Annotated in this window: 22 protein-coding genes; 6 read left to right on the top strand and 16 right to left on the bottom strand. The window is 63.9% G+C overall.

Annotation, left to right across the window (positions count from 1 at the left end; genetic code table 11):
- Positions 1-97 precede the first annotated feature (97 nt).
- The 6 genes from BHD06_RS24805 to BHD06_RS16580 form a co-directional block, all read right to left on the bottom strand.
- The gene (locus tag BHD06_RS24805; RefSeq protein ID WP_139784771.1) at positions 98-529 is read right to left on the bottom strand and encodes a DUF6270 domain-containing protein; all 432 of its coding nucleotides are present in this window, start codon (positions 527-529) and stop codon (positions 98-100) included.
- Complete coding sequence (locus tag BHD06_RS16560) at positions 483-2,525, bottom strand: ASKHA domain-containing protein (protein WP_080458095.1); 2,043 nt, start codon at positions 2,523-2,525, stop codon at positions 483-485. Before BHD06_RS16560 ends, BHD06_RS24805 begins: the two co-directional genes overlap by 47 nt.
- A gap of 122 nt (positions 2,526-2,647) precedes the next feature.
- The gene (locus tag BHD06_RS16565; RefSeq protein ID WP_080458096.1) at positions 2,648-3,343 is read right to left on the bottom strand and encodes a hypothetical protein; all 696 of its coding nucleotides are present in this window, start codon (positions 3,341-3,343) and stop codon (positions 2,648-2,650) included.
- Between the two features lie 136 nt (positions 3,344-3,479).
- Positions 3,480-4,745: an ABC transporter permease gene (locus BHD06_RS16570; protein ID WP_080458097.1), complete on the bottom strand. Its 1,266-nt coding sequence runs from the start codon at positions 4,743-4,745 to the stop codon at positions 3,480-3,482.
- Positions 4,742-5,551 (bottom strand): taurine ABC transporter ATP-binding protein, encoded by an 810-nt coding sequence (locus tag BHD06_RS16575; RefSeq protein ID WP_080458098.1) that lies wholly within the window; start codon positions 5,549-5,551, stop codon positions 4,742-4,744. The genes BHD06_RS16570 and BHD06_RS16575 overlap by 4 nt, the downstream gene beginning before the upstream one ends.
- Positions 5,552-5,637: 86 nt before the next feature.
- Positions 5,638-6,633 carry an ABC transporter substrate-binding protein gene (locus tag BHD06_RS16580; protein ID WP_080458099.1) on the bottom strand — a complete coding sequence of 332 codons (996 nt, stop codon included), beginning with the start codon at positions 6,631-6,633 and terminating at the stop codon, positions 5,638-5,640.
- A gap of 442 nt (positions 6,634-7,075) precedes the next feature.
- Between BHD06_RS16580 and BHD06_RS16585 the strand changes: the two genes are divergently transcribed.
- Complete coding sequence (locus tag BHD06_RS16585) at positions 7,076-8,473, top strand: aspartate aminotransferase family protein (RefSeq protein ID WP_080458100.1); 1,398 nt, start codon at positions 7,076-7,078, stop codon at positions 8,471-8,473.
- 103 nt (positions 8,474-8,576) lie between these two features.
- On the opposite strand, the gene BHD06_RS16590 is transcribed toward BHD06_RS16585, so the two are convergent.
- The 3 genes from BHD06_RS16590 to BHD06_RS16600 form a co-directional block, all read right to left on the bottom strand.
- Positions 8,577-9,749 carry a type III PLP-dependent enzyme gene (locus BHD06_RS16590; protein WP_080458101.1) on the bottom strand — a complete coding sequence of 391 codons (1,173 nt, stop codon included), beginning with the start codon at positions 9,747-9,749 and terminating at the stop codon, positions 8,577-8,579.
- A 198-nt stretch (positions 9,750-9,947) separates the two neighbouring features.
- On the bottom strand, positions 9,948-11,081 hold the full coding sequence (locus tag BHD06_RS16595; RefSeq protein WP_080458102.1) for an FAD-binding oxidoreductase: 1,134 nt from the start codon (positions 11,079-11,081) through the stop codon (positions 9,948-9,950).
- 118 nt (positions 11,082-11,199) lie between these two features.
- Positions 11,200-11,961, bottom strand: a complete 762-nt coding sequence (locus tag BHD06_RS16600) for a DUF1013 domain-containing protein (RefSeq protein WP_080458103.1) — start codon at positions 11,959-11,961, stop codon at positions 11,200-11,202.
- 130 nt (positions 11,962-12,091) lie between these two features.
- Between BHD06_RS16600 and BHD06_RS16605 the strand changes: the two genes are divergently transcribed.
- Positions 12,092-12,727: a ribonuclease T2 gene (locus tag BHD06_RS16605; RefSeq protein ID WP_254892450.1), complete on the top strand. Its 636-nt coding sequence runs from the start codon at positions 12,092-12,094 to the stop codon at positions 12,725-12,727.
- A gap of 46 nt (positions 12,728-12,773) precedes the next feature.
- On the opposite strand, the gene BHD06_RS23110 is transcribed toward BHD06_RS16605, so the two are convergent.
- The 4 genes from BHD06_RS23110 to BHD06_RS16625 are packed head-to-tail and all read right to left on the bottom strand — an operon-like array spanning position 12,774 to position 16,127.
- Positions 12,774-13,322 (bottom strand): hypothetical protein, encoded by a 549-nt coding sequence (locus BHD06_RS23110; RefSeq protein ID WP_176214386.1) that lies wholly within the window; start codon positions 13,320-13,322, stop codon positions 12,774-12,776.
- Complete coding sequence (locus tag BHD06_RS16615; protein ID WP_217805684.1) at positions 13,319-14,425, bottom strand: exo-alpha-sialidase; 1,107 nt, start codon at positions 14,423-14,425, stop codon at positions 13,319-13,321. Before BHD06_RS16615 ends, BHD06_RS23110 begins: the two co-directional genes overlap by 4 nt.
- A 10-nt stretch (positions 14,426-14,435) precedes the next feature.
- The gene (locus BHD06_RS16620) at positions 14,436-15,419 is read right to left on the bottom strand and encodes an NAD(P)H-quinone oxidoreductase (protein ID WP_080458107.1); all 984 of its coding nucleotides are present in this window, start codon (positions 15,417-15,419) and stop codon (positions 14,436-14,438) included.
- Positions 15,420-15,437: 18 nt separating this feature from the next.
- A complete protein-coding gene (locus BHD06_RS16625) occupies positions 15,438-16,127 on the bottom strand; it encodes a COQ9 family protein (protein WP_080458108.1) in 690 nt (229 codons plus the stop codon).
- Between the two features lie 104 nt (positions 16,128-16,231).
- Between BHD06_RS16625 and rpsU the strand changes: the two genes are divergently transcribed.
- Positions 16,232-16,438 (top strand): 30S ribosomal protein S21, encoded by a 207-nt coding sequence (rpsU, locus tag BHD06_RS16630; RefSeq protein WP_008207378.1) that lies wholly within the window; start codon positions 16,232-16,234, stop codon positions 16,436-16,438.
- Positions 16,439-16,530: 92 nt separating this feature from the next.
- Here rpsU and BHD06_RS16635 read toward each other — a convergent pair whose 3' ends face one another.
- Together BHD06_RS16635 and BHD06_RS16640 are read right to left on the bottom strand one after the other, a co-directional pair.
- Positions 16,531-17,283 carry a VCBS repeat-containing protein gene (locus BHD06_RS16635; protein ID WP_080458109.1) on the bottom strand — a complete coding sequence of 251 codons (753 nt, stop codon included), beginning with the start codon at positions 17,281-17,283 and terminating at the stop codon, positions 16,531-16,533.
- A gap of 4 nt (positions 17,284-17,287) precedes the next feature.
- On the bottom strand, positions 17,288-17,611 hold the full coding sequence (locus BHD06_RS16640; protein WP_080458110.1) for a 2Fe-2S iron-sulfur cluster-binding protein: 324 nt from the start codon (positions 17,609-17,611) through the stop codon (positions 17,288-17,290).
- Positions 17,612-17,740: 129 nt separating this feature from the next.
- Between BHD06_RS16640 and BHD06_RS16645 the strand changes: the two genes are divergently transcribed.
- The 3 genes from BHD06_RS16645 to BHD06_RS16655 all read left to right on the top strand — a co-directional run bounded on the left by BHD06_RS16645 (position 17,741) and on the right by BHD06_RS16655 (position 19,596).
- Positions 17,741-18,109, top strand: coding sequence for an OB-fold nucleic acid binding domain-containing protein (locus BHD06_RS16645; RefSeq protein ID WP_080458111.1), 369 nt, complete (start codon positions 17,741-17,743; stop codon positions 18,107-18,109).
- A gap of 39 nt (positions 18,110-18,148) precedes the next feature.
- On the top strand, positions 18,149-18,679 hold the full coding sequence (locus tag BHD06_RS16650; RefSeq protein ID WP_080458112.1) for a peptidoglycan-binding protein: 531 nt from the start codon (positions 18,149-18,151) through the stop codon (positions 18,677-18,679).
- Positions 18,680-18,747: 68 nt separating this feature from the next.
- Entirely contained in the window at positions 18,748-19,596 is an 849-nt protein-coding gene (locus BHD06_RS16655) for a DMT family transporter (RefSeq protein ID WP_080458113.1), read from the top strand.
- On the opposite strand, the gene BHD06_RS16660 is transcribed toward BHD06_RS16655, so the two are convergent.
- The gene (locus BHD06_RS16660; RefSeq protein WP_080458114.1) at positions 19,586-20,029 is read right to left on the bottom strand and encodes an NUDIX domain-containing protein; all 444 of its coding nucleotides are present in this window, start codon (positions 20,027-20,029) and stop codon (positions 19,586-19,588) included. The genes BHD06_RS16655 and BHD06_RS16660 overlap by 11 nt on opposite strands.
- Positions 20,030-20,109 lie beyond the last annotated feature (80 nt).

Here is a 20,109-nt window from a genome sequence, read left to right on the forward strand (position 1 = left end):
TCGGGCTGGTATCTGTAGTCTTGGTCATGGCGTGATCTCCTTGGCGGTGCCAGCCGCCGGTTGGGTGGTTTTCATTCACCCGGAGATTACGCCACCTTCAAATTTCCACCAACTTCGCGACACAACCATCGACAAGGTCGACAATAACAGTGTCTGTTTGATCCAGCTTCGAAAGCTGCCGGGCTATATTCTTTTGCAAATCACACTGAACCATACGCTTCTGGAAGTTACTTACTAACACTCCTTCTGGATCAAGTTGGGCCAGACTAAGCTCGAATGGCTTTTCAGCAAATGCACTACCCAGTGAAGAGCGGCAGAAGTAGCCTGCTAGGCTATAGTCGTTTGGCACGGTCGCGAACGGGTCACGTGTAACACAGGATCCAAGGATGAATATTCGATCTGCCATTAAACCTTCCCAGATAAGGACCTCCCTAATCTTAATTCTCACAAGACTGCCATCTGGCAGCTTTTCTGGAGTTTGACTACCCCCGCCTGCGCTTGCGCCGCCCACCGTCGCTACCGTCGCCATGGGTGTTGAAGGACGGGCTGGGCAACGCCACGATCTTGGCCAGTTCCGGGAACGGGTCAGTCTTGTGCGGAATGGCATTCGCGGCCACGAAATGCTCCTGGAATTTCGGCTCGATGGCGGTCTCGACCTTGGTGATCTCGCCCACCACCCGCTCGATCTCGCGCCGCGCTGCGACGTTGCAAAGCGCGATGCGCGCGCCGGTTCCGGCGGCATTCCCTGCGGATGTCACCTTGTCCAGCGGCACATCGGGGATCATCCCCAGAACCATCGCATGCTTGGGCGAGATATGCGCGCCAAAGGCCCCGGCCAGCACCACACGATCCACCTTGTCCACGCCGCGTTCGTCCATCAGCAGGCGCGCCCCCGCATAAAGCGCCGATTTGGCAAGCTGGATGGCGCGGATATCGCCCTGCGTCACGGTCACACGCGGCCCGCCATGCTCTGTGCTGTCATGGATGAGATAGGCATGCGTGCGCCCCTCAGGGATCATCCGCGCCGTGCCGGTGGCCTCGGCCGAACCGAGCAGGCCACTTTCGTCCAAGAGCCCCGCCATGCGCAGTTCCGCCACGGCCTCGATGATGCCCGACCCGCAGATGCCGGTGATGCCGCCCTCGCCGACCTCGTCGCCGAACCCGTCCTCGTCGGACCACTTGTCAGACCCGATGACGCGAAAGCGCGGCTCCTTGGTGGCCGGGTCGATGCGAATCGCCTCGATAGCCCCCGGTGCCGCACGCTGCCCCGATGAAATCTGCGCGCCCTCGAAGGCAGGCCCTGTGGGCGAGGAGCAGGCCAGCACCCGGCTCTTGTCGCCCAGCAGGATCTCGGCATTGGTGCCCACATCGACGATCAGCGCCAGATCCTCGGACTTGCCCGGCTCTTCCGACAGCGCGACGGCCGCGCAATCGGCCCCGACATGGCCCGCGATACAGGGCAGGATATAGACCTGCGCGCGCGGGTTGATGGCCGTCAGATCAAGCTCTTTCGCGCCCAGGGTCAGACTGCTCGAGGTGGCGAGCGCAAAAGGCGCCTGCCCCAGTTCCACCGGGTCGATCCCTAGCAGCAGGTGGTGCATCACAGGGTTGCAGACGAACACCGTCTCGACGATCAGGCCCGCATCAATCCCGACCTCCTTGGCGATTTCCTCGGCCAGCGTGTTGATCGCATCGCGCACGGCGGCGGTCATTTCCTTGTCGCCGCCGGGGTTCATCATCGAATAGCTGACCCGGCTCATCAAATCCTCGCCAAAGCGAATCTGCGGGTTCATGATCCCCGACGACGCCTTGACCTCTCCGGTCACGAGATCAGTCAGATGCGCGGCAACGGTGGTCGAGCCGAGATCGATAGCGAGACCATAGAGCCCGCCCTCATGCAGACCCGGCCAGATTTCCAGCACCTGCGCGGCGTCCCCGGCATGGCCGCGATGCAGAGCCACCGTTACCTGATACTTACCCTTGCGCAGCACCGGTTGCAGTTTTGAGAGCAGCGTCAGGTCGGCGCGGATGGCGTCGATGCCCCATTCAGCCTTGAGCGCCCGCGCCAGCCGTTCCAGATCGCCGGTCGGCTCGTGCATGTCGGCCTCCTCGACCTCCACGAAATAGAGCTTGGTTGCAGGGTCCATCTCGATCACCCGCGCCGAGGCGGCCTTGCGCACCACCTGCTTGTGGACCTGGGATTCAGCCGGCACGTCGATCACAACATCGCCCATCACCTGCGCCTGACATCCCAGACGCCGCCCCGGTTTCAGCCCGCGCTTCTGGTCATAACGCTCCTCGACCTTGTTCCACTCCGAGAGCGCATCTTCATGCACCGTCACGCCATGCTTGGAAAACTCGCCATAGCCCGGCGTGATCTGGCATTTCGAGCAAATCCCGCGTCCGCCGCAGACCGAATCGAGATCGACCCCCAATTGCCGCGCAGCAGTCAGAACCGGCGTGCCCTTTGGGAAACGCCCACGCTTGCCCGAGGGGGTAAAGACGACGAGAGGATCGGTGGACATCTGGCTGTTCCTATTGCTGACACGGAGCGGTGACTTGCGTGGAGCATAAGCCATAGGGCGGGACCGGACAGCCTGCAACCGTCAGAAAATGGCCGTGGCGCGGCATCGCAGAGGTCCGCGCCTCACAGCCAGGGCATCTGCCAGTCGAAAAGCCAGATCGCCAGCGGAATCGGTGCTGTGGCGATCACGATGGCGAGCACGGTGGTCGGAAGGCGGAACACACCCGACAGGCCTGAAATCAGGGCTATGCCACCGCCGCCGCCGATTACCGAATTGCCCGGCACGTTGATCAGAACGGCAAGGTTCACATAGCGATATTTCACGATCCAGCCGCAATAGCGCGCGGGCAGAAAACTGTGGACGAAGGCGGCACGTTCCACGGGCGGCACCGCCTCGAACTGTGCGATCAGATTGGCCGCGCCGGTCAGATGCAGATCGAGCAGGAACCGGTGCAGCCATTTGAGCGGCACGAAACATCCCACCGTATAGGCCAGCGTAAGGCCAGTGGCCGTTGCCAGCCACACGAGCGGCGCAATCTCGGGCCCGCCCGCCGCCAGCACGCTCAGTCCGATCTCGACGCCCGGCACGAAGGGGATGGCGATCAGCAGCGCATAGATCAGCAGCGCCGCCATCAGCAGACCCGGCATCGCCCAGCCATACTCGCTTTGCGTGATCCAGCCTTCGGCCCAGACAAAAACTTTGTGTAGTGCAACCGCAAGCCCGACGATCAGCGTCAGCCGCACCATGGTGCGTGCCAGCCCGATCTTGACCGGCGGGGGAACCGGTGGGGCATGTCCAGAGGTGGTGCTGTCATCCATGCAAAAACTCTACGGCCTATGCCGGGGCGGGCACAATGCACCTCACGCTCGTATCACGCTGATTTCAACCAAAGCGGGCACAGGCAAGGGGGCCGCGATGCAGCCCCCTTTTGAGTTGGTCAAACTTGCAGACCCGTCAGACCCGGCCCTTCCACGGTACCAGCCAGCTCTCGGCCTTGCGCATCAGAATGTCGATACCATAGCCGATGATCCCGATCAGGATGATCCCCATGATCACGATATCTGTCAGCTGAAAGCGGCTGGCGACCATGATCATCATGCCGGCACCCTTTTCGGCGGCCACCAGTTCGGCGGCCACCACCGTGCCCCAACAAACCCCCATGGCCACCCGCGCGCCAGTAAAGATCTCCGGTAGAGAGTTCGGCACGATGACGTGGCGCATCAGCTGCCACTTCGACGCCCCGAGGGAATAGGCCGCATGCACCTTGGAGATTGCCACCCCCGAGACACCGGCACGCGCCGAGATGGTCATGATCCAGAGCGCGGCGAGGAACAGCAGAATGATCTTGCCGCTTTCGCCGATGCCCGCCCAGATGATCACCAGTGGGATCAGGGCCAGCGGCGGGACCGGGCGCATGAATTCGACGATCGGATCGAACCAGCCACGAAACCAATCGCTCAGCCCCATGGCATAGCCCAGGGGAATGCCCACGGCGGCACCGAGCGCAAAGCCCACGATCACCCGGAACAGCGACCAGTAGAGATGCTCCCACAGGGTGAAGTTCTGATAGCCCTCGCTTGCGATCTCACCCACACGCTTGACCACGGATTCGGGTGGGGGAAGCCAGATCGGCTCCATCTGCAAGCCGCCTGAGGGCGTGAAATTGAGCGCTCCCTTGGAGGTAACCGTAACCTTGCCCGCCGAAACCGGCACGGTGCCGCCCACGCTCACCGGCTGTCCGTCGATGGCCACGATCTTTGCCCCGTCATCGCGCGTTACCTCGTCATTCTTGTCCATCAGAATGAGGTCGGACCGCCATGCACCGACCGCCGAGGCATCATTCTTGGCAAAGCCGTCGCCCGGCTCGATCTCGGGTTTCACCATTTCCTCACCCACCTCGAAGACACGCACGAAGACCGTCGCATCGTCACGATCGCCATTCGGGGCCTCAAGTGTGTAGGTGAACTCGGCATCGCCCACGAACGGGCCGGGCGCGTGAACGGGCACCCATTTGGAGCCGGTGAACGCGCCCCAGAGCAGAAAGATGGTCACCACCGAGATCACACTCGCCCACCGGTCCGGGCGCACCGCGCTCTCATCCCCGAAGGTGACGGTCTTGAGCGAGGTAAAATCGTTCATCTGCCGGAACTTGCGCACGCCAAACCGGATGGCAAAGAAGGACCCGGCAAAAATCGCGATATAGATGAGCAGGATGATCATGCCTCAGCCTCCTCTGTGCGGCCCATGATCTCTTCTTCCATGTCCCAGATCATCGACAGGATCTCCTCGCGCTTGACCCCGAATTCGGGGTTTTTCTTGACCTCGCGCAGATCCTTGCCCACGCCGTCATCGGCAAAGGGCAGACGGTATTCCTTGTGAATTCGACCTGGACGCGGGGCCATGACCAGCAGACGCTCGCCCAAAAGCAGCGCCTCCTCGACCGAATGGGTAATCAGAATGATGGTCTTGCCGGTCTCCTTCCAGAGCCGCAGCACCAGTCCCTGCATCTTTTCGCGCGTGAGCGCGTCAAGCGCGCCCAATGGCTCGTCCATCAGGATCACGTCCGGGTCATTGGCCAGACAGCGCGCCAGCGCCACGCGCTGCTGCATGCCGCCCGACAGCTCATAAACCGCTTTTTCCTTGAAATCCTGAAGACCCACGATGTCGAGTAGATGATCGACCGTGCCGCGCCACTCCTTTTCGCGCTTGCCGGCCATGCGGGGGCCGAAGCTCACATTGTCGCGCACGCTCATCCACTCAAAGAGAGCGCCCTGCTGAAACACCATTCCGCGTTCCGCATCCGGCCCCGTGACCTTGTGACCGTTGAGCGTGATCTGCCCCTCGGTCGGGGCCAGAAACCCGGCGAGGATGTTAAGAAGCGTGGTCTTGCCGCAGCCCGAGGGCCCAAGCACGCTCATCAATTCGCCGGTTTTGAGTTCGAGCGACACATCCTGCAACGCCTGAACATGACCGCCATTCGGCAGGTCGAACCGCATCGAGATATGTTCGATTGATAGTGTCGACATCCCCACCCCTTGATTTTCTTGGATTTGTTGGACAAAGGCCCGCCCGGTCGTGCGGGGCGGGCCTCGTTCAGTGTGTCCGCAGGGGATTACATGCCGTTGGCAGCAGCGAGCGGTCCGGTGTTGACGTTGCTCTCATAAGTGGCCAGCGCCGAATCAATGCTGCCCGCCTCAACGAACACTTCGGCGACGCCCTTCATGAAGTCCTGCGCACCGCCGCCCAGCCATTTCTCGGTCAGTTGCTCCTCTACGGTGGGAAAGACAAAGGTGTCGATAGTGGCCGCCGTGGCCTCTATATCCATGCCGCTATCCTTGGCGATCACCGGCAGCATCTCATCGCGATTGGCCGGGTCGGCCCACATCGCGTTGGCCTGCGCCGTGACGGCCAGGAACTTGGCCACCACGTCCGAATTCTCGGCGATGTAATTTGCGGGGCCAGAGGTCACGTCAAACACCAGGATGCCCAGCTCTTCCTTTTCCGCCCCGGTCAGCAATACGTTGCCATGCTCCGTGGCGCGACGCAGCGAACCGCCCCAGCCACAGAACATGTCAACCGCGCCTTGGGCGATGGCGGCGGCACCCTCGGGCGGCGCCATGTTAACCACGTCCATTGTCGAGATATCGACGCCGAAATGGTTCATCTGCTTTAGGAAACCGTAATGCGCGGCAGTGCCAAGCGGCACGGCGACCTTCTTGCCTTCCAGTTCCTTGGCACTGTCCTTGTCGATCTCCAGCGTCTCTGCGACGACGCAGTTGTCATTGTCTGCGTAGCTGACCGCCACATCGACGACCTGCAAATCCTGACCGGCGCTGGTGGCGACCACGAAAGGCGGCACGCCCTGGCTGACCGAAAGCTGGATGTCGCCGCTCGCCATCGCCGCGCTCATCGCCGTACCTGTATCAAAGGCACGCCAGTTGACTTTCATGCCCATGGCCTCGTCATACATGCCCTTTTCCTTGGCATACTGGAACGGCATCGGCCATTCGAGGAAATAGGCGACGGTGATTTCCGCCTGCGCCGCACCCGCGCTGGCCGCAAAGGCCGCACCGGCGACGGCGGACATCAGTTTTGCCTTGAGGTTCATATGTCTGGTCTCCCGTTGGTTATGTTGACAGGCTTTGCGCCTTGTTGATTGCCCGGCGCGCCGAGGCATGATTGCACGACACAACCGCATTTATGAGCCCGGTCGGCCATATGGGCCGCCCCTTGCACAAAAGAGTGAACCCGATCCATGCGTCCCGATCAACGCCATAGTGCAAAGCCTAGAGGCATTTCAGTAAATTCGAAAAGAGCTTTTCGGATCGCCCGAAAGAATATGTCGAGGTCGAAGGAAAGGGGAAAACTGCGTTGTTTCAGGGGATTGATTGCGGATTCGCTGCTGAGCGCGACGATCTGGATATAATTAATGCCGATATTTGGCCCTATTGCGTGCCTAAATTTCGAGGCTGATATAGAGCATGAACGAACGCTGTTACAGCCTTGGCTCCGCGCACCTGCGCCGGGCCTCAACCTGATGGAGCATCCCCATGGACGGCAAACTTCGCGACAATGACATCAGCCACGTGGTCGAGGCCGACCGCGCACATGTCTGGCATCACCTCATTCAACACGCGCCCTGGACCGGCACCGACCCCAAGGCCGACCCGCGCATCATCGTTGAAGGGCGCGGCATGCGCGTCTGGGACCAGAAGGGGCGCGAACATATCGACGCGGTATCGGGCGGTGTCTGGACCGTCAATGTGGGCTACGGGCGCGAGCGGATCGCCAACGCGGTCCGCGACCAACTGATTCAACTGCCCTATTTCGCAGGCTCCGCAGGCTCGATCCCTGGCGCGCTCTTCTCCGAAAAGCTGATCTCGAAGATGCCGGGAATGAGCCGGGTATATTATACGAACTCCGGCTCGGAGGCGAATGAGAAGGCGTTCAAGATGGTCCGCCAGATCGCGCACAAGCGCTATGGCGGCAAGAAGCACAAGATCCTCTACCGCGACCGCGATTATCACGGCACCACCATCGCCTGCCTCTCGGCGGGCGGCCAGGACGAGCGCAACGCCCAATACGGCCCCTATACGCCGGGCTTCGTGCGCGTTCCCCATTGCCTTGAATACCGCGCGCAATGGGACCTGGAAGGCGAGGAGTACGGCATCGCCGCCGCCAACGCGATCGAGGAGGTGATCCTTGCCGAAGGCCCGGATACCGTCGGCGCGCTCTGTCTCGAACCTGTCACCGCAGGCGGTGGCGTGATCGTCCCGCCCGAGGGCTACTGGCCTCGCGTGCAGGAGATCTGCCGCAAATACGACATCCTGCTGCATATCGACGAGGTGGTCTGCGGCGTGGGTCGCACCGGCACCTGGTTCGGCTATCAGCATTACGGGGTCGAACCTGATTTCGTGACCATGGCCAAGGGTGTCGCCTCAGGCTATGCTGCCATCGCCTGCTGCGTCACCAACGAGCGCGTGTTCGACCTTTTCAAGGACGACGCCACCGACCCGATGAACTATTTCCGCGATATCTCTACCTTCGGCGGCTGCACAGCGGGGCCTGCGGCGGCGCTCGAGAACATGGCGATCATCGAAGAGGAAAACCTGCTCGAAAACACCAACGCCATGGGCGACTACATGCTCGATCAGTTGCGCAGTTTGCAGGACAAGCACGCGGTTATCGGCCATGTCCGCGGCAAGGGACTGTTCCTCGGGGCCGAACTGGTCGCGGATCGCGCGACCAAGGAACCTGCGGCGGAGAAAATGGTGCAGGCCGTGGTCGCCGATTGCATGGCCAATGGCGTGGTGATCGGGGCCACCAACCGCTCGCTGCCGGGCTTCAACAATACGCTGTGCTATTCGCCCGCGCTGATCGCCACCAAGGATGACATCGACCAGATCGTGTCGGCCACAGATACGGCGCTGACCCGCGTATTCGGGTAAAACCCAAACCGCCCCGAAACACAGATTTCGGGGCGGTTTGGTGCCGGAATTTTCAAAAAATTCCGAACCGGAAACTTTCAAAGTTTCCGGCACTTGGCGGTCGTCAGATCGCCACCACATCCAGCGGCGGGAACCCGTTAAACCCGACCGACGAATAGCTCGATGTATAGGCCCCGCAGGCGCGAATAATGATCCGGTCCCCGGCCCGCAGGCCCACCGGCAGCGCCACCGGGCGTTTTTCATAAAGCACATCGGCGCTGTCGCAGGACGGCCCGGCAAGGATGCAGGGCCCCGTCGCCTCGTGATCCCGGTCGGTCAGGAACTGATAGCGGATCGCCTCGCCCTCGGTCTCGGCCAGCCCGGAAAAGCGGCCGATATCGAGATAGACCCAGCGGCACAGATCCTCGTCCGACTTGCGGCTGACCAACAGCACCTCGGCCGCGATCATGCCCGCCTCGGCGACCATGCCGCGCCCCGGCTCCGCCATCACGCGGGTTGCCCCGGGAAAGCGCGGCTCGACCATCGCCATCACCTGGGCGGCATAGGCCTCGGGTGCCGCGATCTCGTCACCGTAGAAGGCCGGGAAACCACCGCCGATATTGATCAGCGCCAGCGCATGCCCGGCGACGCGCGCCTCGGCCCAGACACGGCCCACCTGATCAAGCGTGGCGCGCCACATCTCCGAACGCCGCGTCTGGCTACCGACATGGAACGAAAGCCCCACAGGCTTGAGGCCAACCGACACGGCACGGTCCATCAGGTCCACTGCCCGCTCCGGCGCACAGCCGAATTTGCGGCTCAGCGGCCAGTCGGCCCCGGTGGCACCCACCAGCAGACGGATATAGACTTGTGCATCCGGCGCATACTCGGCGATCTTCTCCAGCTCCATCTCGGAATCCGCCGCGAAGAGCGTGATCCCCGCCGCATGAGCAAAGGCGATGTCACTGGCACGCTTCACGGTATTGCCAAAGGAGATATGCGCAGGCTGCGCTCCAAGGCTCAGGCAGAGCTCGATCTCGCCGCGCGAGGCGGCATCGAACCGGCTGCCCTCACCGATCAGCGTTTCGATCACTTCGCGGGCGGGGTTCGCCTTGACCGCGTAATGGATATCGGCGCGGCCAAGGCCCGCCTTCAGCGCGCGGTAATTCTGCGCCACGATGTCACGCGACAGCACCAGCGTGGGGCGGTCGAACGTGTTGGCGCGGATGAAATCTACAAGGGGGGTCGCCGCAAAAACGGCATCGCCGCCCGCGACGGGGGTTACGTAGGCGTTCATGGTCATCTCCGATCAAGACCCGGGCATTTACCCGACCAGTTCCAAAAGGAGACGTTACCGTCGCTACGTAAACACGGGTGGCGGGCCACCGGCCAGAGGCGCGTGCGTTGGCGTCTATGAAAAGCGCAGGTAGGGCTTTGCCCTGACTCGCGCAAGAGATTTCTGAGGCCTGCCGGAAATAATCCACGGGCGCGAATATCACACCATGGCGGGCGTATCCCCAATCACACCATCGGTGATCAAACATGCCCCGAGACGCCCCAGTTCGTCACTGCATTTCGCACCCCGCCCACAGCCCGCCGTGGCCACGCCAACCCGGTCGCTCACCCTCTCGATCCGTGCCTCGTCCTCGGGGGTGAATGTGGTCACGCAGGCCATGTGACTCACACCCCGGATCGTGAGATCAGGCATCCGATCGCGCAGTTGCTCTTCCAGCCCGGCGGCCACCGCCGGATCACCACCCGAGCGGAACCAGTCGCTGATCTCGTCCCCCGACCCAAGCACGCGATCCACCGGATCCCCACCCATCTTGAGATAGAACCGCCCATCCGGATACCGGATCGGCGGCAGAAGGTATGGCCCGTCGCCATGAGGGTGCAGGTAGATCAGCGGCGGCATGGCATGAAAGCGCGCAGCCTCGCCCTCGTCCACCTCAAAAAACCCGACCGTCCGCGCCATAACCGTCAACGGCAAGGGCGCGGACAATAGAGTGTTGGTATAACCCCCCGCCGCAATTAGCACCCGGTCGACGCGGGTCTCGCCTATCTCGCTGCGGATGCGCACGCCCTGCCCGTCCTCCTCGACCGCCTCGACCGTTGCGCGCAGGAGATGCGCCCCCGCCCGCTCGGCCGCCACACCCTGCGCCGCGACCAGACGGCGCGGGCTGATGAACCCCGCCTCGAGCGTCTGGTGAAAGGCGCAGGTTCCGCGATCGAACCGGAAATACCCGAACCGCGCCGCCAGACCCGCATCGTCCAGCCGCGCATGCGGCACGCCGTCCCGCACGGCGACCTCACCGATCCGGTCCATCGGCGCGCTGCCTTCGGGCCCCGCCATGACGACGCCTCGCTCGGTATAAAACCGGATGCCGCTCGCCGCCTCGATCTCGGCATAGCGCGCGATCGAGGCACGGCTTACCCGGCTCCAGAACGGCGCGGGATCAAGCCCCCGTGTGATCCGCCCCTCATCGTAATGGCTGGCAAAAACGCCCCTGTGGCTGGCTTTGCCCTGCGGCTCGTCAGGGCCGATCAACACCACGTCCTGCCCCGCGCGCGCCAGGTGCCGTGCCGCTGCCGATCCGATCAAACCCCGGCCAATGACCGCAACACGCATGCCTGCCTCCCTCGTGTCTTACGCGCAGTCGAGCGCGCGACGCTGCCCGCGTCAAGACAGGAAAAGGCCCGGCACGCACATGCGTCCGGGCCTGTCATCTCTCCGAGATCCGCGCCACTCAGCGGTGGTCGTCCTCGTCATCCTCGTCGTCATCGCTATCGGGCAGGTTGAAGAAGCTGTCGGCATCGTATTCCTTTTGCGGCGCGTCCTCATCCTCCTCCTTGTCCTGCCCAAGAGTGAAGGTCTCCAGCCCCTCGATCGCCGTCGGCATGCGCGGCTCGGCCTCGGCCTCAAGGCTCTGCTCGGTGCTCAAGAGCTTGCGGCGCTCGTCATCGCTCAGCGCGGCACCTTCCTTGGCCTTCTTCGCGGCGGCCTTCTGCACGGCGGCATCAAGCTCGGATTGCTTGCACAGACCCAGGGCCACCGGGTCGATCGGCTGCATGGCTGAGATGTTCCAATGCGTCCGCTCGCGAATCGAGGTGATCGTCGGCTTGGTGGTGCCTACCAGCTTGGCGATCTGGCTGTCGGCCAGTTCGGGATGGAACTTCACCAGCCACAGGATGGCATTGGGCCGGTCCTGCCGCTTCGACAGGGGCGTGTAGCGCGGACCACGCCGCTTTTCCTCGCCCTGCGCGGCAGCATAATGTTTGAGCTTGAGTTTGTGCAGCGGATTATCCTGCGCGCGGTCGATCTCCTCCTGCGTCAGCTGGTTGTTCGCAATGGGATCGAACCCCTTGACGCCCGCCGCCACATCGCCATCGGCGATGCCCTGCACTTCCAATTCGTGCATGCCGCAGAAATCCGCGATCTGCTTGAAACTGATCGTTGTGTTGTCCACCAGCCAGACGGCTGTGGCCTTGGCCATGATCGGCAGTGACATGTCTCAGGTCTCCTTTACCCAAATCTTCCCCGTCGCCTGAACGGCGGTTCCGGCGGGCCGGAACGGTTTCCATTGTCGGGGAACTTGGCCGCTGTATACTGCCCCGACCGATAAAATGAAAGACCAAAGAATGCGCCTTGTCCTGTTGATCTTTCTGGCGCTGTTCAGCCTTCCCGCCAGCGCGCAGACGCACCGCGCGGGCGTGTTCGACTATTACGTGCTGTCACTCAGCTGGTCGCCCACATGGTGCGCGCTCGAAGGCACGGCACGCGGCGCGGATCAATGCGATCCGCAAGCCGATCACGGCTGGGTGCTGCACGGCCTTTGGCCACAATATCACCGTGGCTGGCCCGAGGATTGCCAAAGCCCGCACCGCCCGCCCTCGCGCGCCATGACGCAGCGTATGGCCGATATCATGGGCAGCGCAGGCCTCGCCTGGCATCAATGGAAGAAACACGGCACCTGCTCCGGTCTTTCCGCGCCCGATTACTATGCACTTTCGCGCGAGGCCTATGCCACCGTCACCCGTCCAGAAGTGTTCCGCAACCTCACCAAACCCGTGAAACTACCCGCCGGCGTGGTGGAAGAGGCATTTCTCAAGGCCAACCCGGGATGGGAGGCCGACATGCTGACCATTACCTGCCGTGCGGGGCGTATCCAAGAGGCGCGGCTCTGCCTTTCCCGCGATCTCACCCCGGTGCCCTGCGGGCGCGAGGTGGTCAGAGATTGCCGCATGAAGGACGCGCTTTTCGCGCCAATTCCCTAGGGTTTCTTTATGGCGAAAATACTCAAATCCTGCCAGTAGCCACGGCTCACAAGACCCGCAAGACAAGCACCACACCCGCCACCGCCACCAGCCCCGCGTGCAGCACGTAATCGAACCAGTTGCTGCTGCCCCGTCCCGCCGCCCAGAACGCTTGCCCTACAACCGCCACCAGCGGCAGGAACAGAGTGCCCGACCACAGCCCATAGGCACAGACAGCCAGGACCATCATTGCCACCGGCACAGGCGCATAGCCCAAGCGGTAGACGTCGACCGGCACCACTCCCATAGCCGAGACGAGAAACCCCAGATAGGCCAGCAGGAACACCACCAGTTCCCATGTGCCGAACGCCTCTACCGGCACGCCCCAAGCCGCAGCCACCTGCCGCAGGGCGAGCGCGGGCAGCATCACACCCACGGGCGACATGAGCGCCATCAGCCCGGCCAACGGCCGGGTTCGGCGCGCAAACAGGGTCAGTGTGCCGCACGCGAGCCCAAGCCCAAGCGCCACATCCGGGCCAGCCCAAAACCCGATCAGGGCCTGCGCAACCCAACCCAGAAGGATGGCGAGCCCAAGCCACTCCAGCGCGCCGGTCATTGCCCCGCCAACCATGCCGCGTTGAACAGATGCACGGCGATGCCGCGTTTCGTGCCGGTGGAATACGTCAGCGCCACGCTGTCGCCCACCCGGCGCAGCATCGGATAGCGCCGCGCGCCGGGACGCTCGAACCGGTGCAGCACGCGCCATGTGCGCCCCTCGTCCTCGGACAGTGACAGGACCAGGTCACCGGGCGCGTCGGCATCGTCATTCGCCGCCATCACGATACGCCCCGTCCCGAGCCAGAGCGCGGCGACGGGCGCATTTGCATTTGCGCGGTCAGTTGGCACGGGCTCTTTCCAGCTTTGCCCGCCATCCTCGGTCACACTGCGCCAGAGCACACCACTCCCGCCCAAATCCCGCAGAAAGGCAACGGCGCGACGGGCGTCGAGCGGCACGATCATTGGCTGAATGAGCCGCGCCCCCGGCGCGCGCAGGCGGCGGCGGTCGCGCACACGCCCCGCCGCATCCAGCCGGATCAGCACACCATGGGACCATCCCATCTCGAAATAGGCGGGCAGGGCAGTACTGCCGCCTTCATAGGCCAGCATCGGCGATTTCACCAGAAAAGAGCGGTTGAGCAGCGGCGAGAGGTTGAGCTTGCGGGCGCGCAGCGGCCCGTCCGGCCCGATCTCGACATCGGCAATCGCGGCCATGGCCCAGCCGCCCAGAGAGACCGCCGTTGTATATAGATGCCCCGCCCGCGCCTCATTTTCGATGGTATTGCCGAGGGTCACGACACGCTGCATCGGCTCGAACGCGGCCTCCAGCCCGGCGCGAGTCAGGACCGGCCCTGGGGGGGAGGCGCGCCACCCGCTCCCGTCCTGCCGGATCTCGACCCCGTGGATATCGACATCTGCCGCCGCCTCCTTGCTGCCCTGGAACCACAGCACGTCAAAGCCCTCCGCGCGCAGCACGATGGCGGGTGCATGCGCCTCGCCCTCGGGCACCTGATACTCGAAAACGGTCTCAAAGCGCGCAGGCCCTGCCACAGGCAGCGGCGCGGGCAGGGCAAAGCGCCACTTAAGCGGCGCGGCGCGGCGCATCGCCACCGCGCTCATGCACAGGCTCAGCGCCGCAAGGGCCAGGATGACAAGGGGCACGAGGCCCAAATCAGCCGACCTTCAGGACGATCTTGCCGATATGGTCGCTCGATTCCATCCGCGCATGCGCCGCCGCCGCCTCGGTCAGGGCAAACTCGGAATCGATCACCGGCGCAACCTTGCCCGCCTCCAGCAGCGGCCAGACATGCGCGCGCAAGCTTTCTGCAATCCGCGCCTTGGCCAGATCGCTTTGCGGGCGCAGGGTGCTGCCGGTGATTGTCAGACGACGCATCATCACCTGCGCGAAATTCAGTTCCACCTTGGGCCCCTGCAGGAACGCGATCTGCACCAGCCGCCCGTCATCGGCGAGCGCCTTGACGTTGCGCGGCAAGTAGTCGCCGCCCACCATGTCGAGGATCAGATCGGCACCGCCCTGGGCGCGCAACACCTCAACGAAGTCCTCCTCGCGATAGTTGATCGCGTGCTCGGCCCCCAGATCGGTGCAGACACGGCATTTCTCGGCATTGCCCGCCGTGGTGAACACCCGCGCGCCAAAGGCGTAGGCCAGTTGAATGGCCGTTGTGCCGATGCCCGACGATCCGCCATGCACCAAAAACCGCTCGCCGCCCTTGAGGCCGCCGCGCTGAAACACATTCGACCAGACGGTGAAAAACGTCTCGGGCAGGCAGGCGGCCTTGCGCAGGTCCATGCCCGCCGGGATGGGGAGACAATGCGCAGCGGGGGTGGCCACCTGTTCAGCATAGCCGCCACCGGGCAGCAGCGCGCAAACCTGATCGCCAATGGCCCACTCGCTGACACCCTCGCCAAGCGCCACGATCTCGCCCGCACCCTCCAGCCCCGGCAGATCGGAGGCCGTTGGCGGCGGCGCATACATTCCCGCGCGCTGCAACGCGTCAGGCCGGTTCACCCCGGTATAGGCCAGCCGGATCACCACCTCGCCCGCGCGCGGCGCGGGAACAGGCCGCGTGGTCGGCTGCAACACCTCCGGTCCGCCTGCCTCGGTGATCTCGATTGCCTGCATGGTCTCGCTCATCGTCTGTCCTTCTTTGCTTCAGTTCGGTCCGGTCCAGCGTCCGGGCATGCCGGTCTGTTGCCGCGCCAACGGCGCGCGCACGCGGCCGAGAAACGCCAACGGCCCGGCCATCAGGCCCGACACCACGCGGTTCTCGCGCGCCTTCGCCTTGAATTTCTCGATCTGCATCACATCCTCGATGCGACGGTCAAGAAACTCCCAGGTGCGCGCGTTGCCCTCGCTGTCATCGCCCAGCCAATAGAGCACCGTGGCCCCGTAGACACCCGACAGCGTGGCGCGTTTCGTGTACCAGTTCACGTCGTCCGAGGTATCGCCAAGCGCGGTCCAGATATGATCGCAGGTCTGCCAGATCGCTTTCGCGCCATCGGCGGCATGGTTGGGCAGAGAAAAAAGCGTGGTGCCGCGCCGCACCAGTTCGCGATCCTCGACCGCCTCCAGCCGCGCGCGCACGGCAAAGGCAATCCTGTCGCGAAAGCGCATCGCGCTCAAATCGGCCTCTTCCAGCCGCTTGAGCATCGCGGCATCGCCCTCGGCATGATAGGCCAGCGCCAGATCGACGGCCCCGCGCGGGCAGATGGCGGTGACCAGACCGGGCGCGATATCGGCATCCTGCGCGGCCAGCCTCAACGTGGTTTCGCTCCAGCCGTCAAATGGCACATGCGGCTTTGCGGCCTCCAGAAGACGGCTCATCAGATCGGTATCGGGCATCGGTTTTCCTCTCTGCGGCGCACCCTAGACAACTCAGGGACGCTTTGCTATACGAACGCTTCCTGCAATCTTGCAACTTTAACTTAGGAAGGTGGTGACACCACATGCAGGTTAGTGTTCGCGACAACAATGTCGATCAGGCGCTCCGCGCCCTGAAGAAAAAACTGCAGCGCGAAGGCGTTTTCCGCGAAATGAAGCTCAAGCAACATTTCGAGAAACCGTCCGAGAAGAAAGCGCGCGAGAAGGCCGAAGCGATTCGCCGTGCCCGTAAACTGGCACGCAAGAAAGCGCAGCGCGAAGGCATGCTCTGAGAGCTTTACCCGCAGTTTTTCGCGGCACGATTTGACGACCCCCGGGCATCCGCTTCGGGGGTTTGTCGTTTTTTCGGGGTGTGTTGGTCAGATCAGCGGCAGGCCATCGCCCGGTCAAACCCGTCCGCTGTCGCGTCGATGTCCAGCGTGCGGAGTGCAAGACGATCATCGTCGTATGCGACCGCGACAAGAATGTGAAACCCCGCATCTGCCAGAACGATCTCGGGGCCGTGGCCGCAATCGCGCAAACCGCCCCAGATCACCTCGTCACCAATCCGGTGATTGGTCACGCCGCGCAGGCTGGCAATCTGCGTCAGCCCGCCCGGGGCCCAACTCCAGACGCGCAGGGTCTTGCCCAGATGCGGCGTCTCGACATAGGCAATATCGGTCACACCGTCGCCGTTGAGATCGGAAATCGCGGCGGGGGCGAGCCAGCGAAACCGCGCGCCGATATGCGGCGTGGCGGCGGATTTCACGAGGCGACCCTGTCGCAGCGTGTAAACAGCCAGCTGGGCGCCGTGGCGCGGGCTCGATTCGACCAGCACCACGTCATTCTGCCCGTCGCCATCGGCATCCACCACGCGTGGCGCGATATCCTCGAAGACATGGGCGGGGTCGGGACCCTCCCGCAGATCAATGCGGTGCTCGGTCCCTTTCGCATCGCGCACCGCCAGCACCCGGCGCTCGGGGATAGTTCCCATGATGCGGTGCGGATAGCTGTCGTCGGGCACCTCAAACCGCGCGGCGGCGATACCTGTGCCGGGGGCGGTGACCCATGCCTCCTCGGCCGCGCTTGCCGTGGCGAGCGTAGCCCCGAGCGCGGCGATGAAGACCGCCGCGCGCATCGGCTCAGATCTGCTTTTCAGGCATCTGCACCACGAGACCGTCGAGCGCGTCGCTCACCTTCAACTGGCAGGTCAGGCGTGAACGCACGGCGTCGGGCTCGTAGGCGAAATCGAGCATGTCCTCTTCCATGTCGTCCTTGGCGGGCAGTTTCTCGACCCAATCGGGCGCGACATAGACATGGCAGGTGGAGCACGCACAAGCCCCGCCGCAATCGGCCTCGATGCCAGGGATGTTGTTGTCGCGCGCGCCTTCCATCACGGTGAGGCCGTTGGCGACCTCAACCTCGTGGCGGGTTCCATTCTGCTCGATATAGGTGATTTTGGCCATACCTGGCATGCTCCCTTTCATCGCGTGTCACTGGGCTAACTAGCCAAGCCCCCCGTCCGAGACCAGCCCAATTTGTGACGCGGGCGCAAAAGAGTTGCAATAAAATTCATTTGTTCTACCTTTGTTCTCATGACACATCCGTTGCCCTGCCCGCCCTCTGCGCTTGTCGCTGTGCAGCTCGACGTGCCCCACCCAGGGGCGCGGGTGACGGTGGCCGGGTTGGTTCTGTTGCGGCAGCGTCCGGGCACCGCGCAAGGCGTGGTTTTCGTCACGCTGGAGGATGAGACCGGCGTCGTAAACGTGGTGATCTGGCGCAAGGTGTTCGAACGGTTTCGCCGCGCGGTCATCGCCGGGCGGCTGTTGCGGGTAACGGGGCGGGTGGAGCGGCAGAACGGCGTGGTGCATGTGGTGGCCGATCTGATCGAGGATCTCTCGCCCCTGCTCGACCGGCTGGGCGATCCAGACTGCGCGCTTTCGCAAGCGGGCGAAACCGGCTAAGTTCGGCGCAAAAGACCGCCCCCGCCGAGGCCCGAGCCGATGATCCGCCATCCTTTTCATGCCGTTCTGGCCATTCTGACCGGGCTGCTCCTCCTGGGCTGTCAAAGCACCCTGTCCGATCCGTCCGGACCCGCGCTCGTCACCCGGCAGGACAAGGCCCCGCCGGGGGCACCCCCTGGCACCTGCTGGGGCAAGGACGTGACCCCGGCCGTAATCGAAACTGTGACCGAGCAGGTCCAGACCGCGCCGCCGGAGATGGACGAGGCAGGCCGCGTGATCCGCCCCGCACGCTACGTGACCGAGACCCGGCAGGAGATCGTCGAAGAGCGTACCGTCACCTGGGTCGAGGTGCCCTGCGCCGACCTGCAAACAGCCGATTTCATTGCCTCGGTCCAGCGTGCGCTGATCGCGCGCAGGCTCTACAATGGGCCGGTGACAGGACGGATGGACGACCGGACGCGCGCCGCCATCAGGCGATATCAGGCCCCGCGCGGTCTGGACAGTGGCATTCTCTCGCTGGAGACGGCACGCGAGCTGGGATTGGTGGCGGTTGAACGGCACGAAGCGTAAGGGGTCGGCGAACCGACCACACTCAGCTGTGACTATACGCCCGGCCCGACCTGCGCTATGCCAGCGCCATGCGCCTCGTTCTCCTCACCGTCCTCACCATGATCGCCTTCGCCGCCAATTCGGTCCTGAACCGGATGGCGCTCGCGGATGGCAGTATCGACGCCACCAGTTTCGGAACCATCCGCCTCATCGCGGGGGCGGTGATGCTGGCCGCGCTCTGCCTTGCCTTGCGCGGCGGGCTGCACCTGCGCGGGCCGGGGCGCGTGACGGGGGTGCTGGCCCTGCTGGTCTACATTTACGGCTTTTCCACCGCCTATAACGTGCTCGATGCGGGCTTGGGCGCGCTCATTCTCTTCGGCGTGGTGCAGATCACCATGTTCGCCGGCGGCCTCGTCGCCCGCGAGGCGATGCCCGCGCGCCACTGGGTCGGCGCGACGCTGGCCTTTGCCGGTCTCGCATGGCTGCTCTGGCCTGGCGCGGGGCCGCAGATCAGCGTGCCGCATGGATTGATAATGGCCGCCGCGGGCGTCGGCTGGGGCGTCTATTCGCTGACCGGGCGGCTCAATACCGACGCGCTACAGGCGACGGCGGCGAATTTCATCCTTGCCGCCCCTCTGGGCCTGCTCATTGGCTTTGCCCTGCCCCTCGGGCCGCAGGGCACAATCCTTGGAACACAAGGTATCGTGCTCGCCATCGTCTCGGGGGCTGTCACCTCGGGGCTGGGCTATGCGCTCTGGTATCGCGTGCTGCCGGGGCTCGCCTCCTCGGTCGCCGCGGTGGCACAACTGACTGTGCCGGTCATCGCCATGGCAGGCGGCATGCTCTTTCTGGGCGAGAGCCTGAGCCTGCAATTCATCCTCGCCAGCGCGCTGGTTCTGGGCGGCGTCGCGATCTCGGTACTACCAATCAAGGGCTGACCAGCACCTCCAGCGGATCGTAGCCCATGCCCCGGGCAAAGGCGACCCGGCCGAGGCTGTCGGGCTTCACCCGCAGCCCCGCCATCTCGTCACGGGTGACCCACCGGCGGCGGCTGACCACACCCTCGGGGTCGCGCCAATCATCCCTCAGCGCGCCCGCCGCCACCCGGCAGCGAAAGAACACCTCGACCTGATGAAACCCGGTCTCGGGCGCGTGAAACTCGTTGATCAGGCAGGGTGGCCCCACCTCGATCACCAGCCCGGTTTCCTCATGCACCTCGCGCACCAGGTTCTCGGGCAGTGACGCGCCCGCCTCCACCCCGCCGCCGGGCGCGCACCACAGCGTGCTCTCGGCGGCGGCAAAGGCATTGACCAACAACAACCGTTCCTCCTCGACGATCACGGCACGGGCGGCAAGGCGGGGGCTGGGCATGGGCAGTCCTGTCACTCAAGCGATGGGTGCCTACTATGCCCGCGCGCGGCATCACCGGCAAGCCAACCGGAATGGGGCTT

Origin of the sequence: Roseovarius sp. A-2 (assembly GCF_002072155.1) — a bacterium.
Lineage (GTDB): Bacteria > Pseudomonadota > Alphaproteobacteria > Rhodobacterales > Rhodobacteraceae > Roseovarius.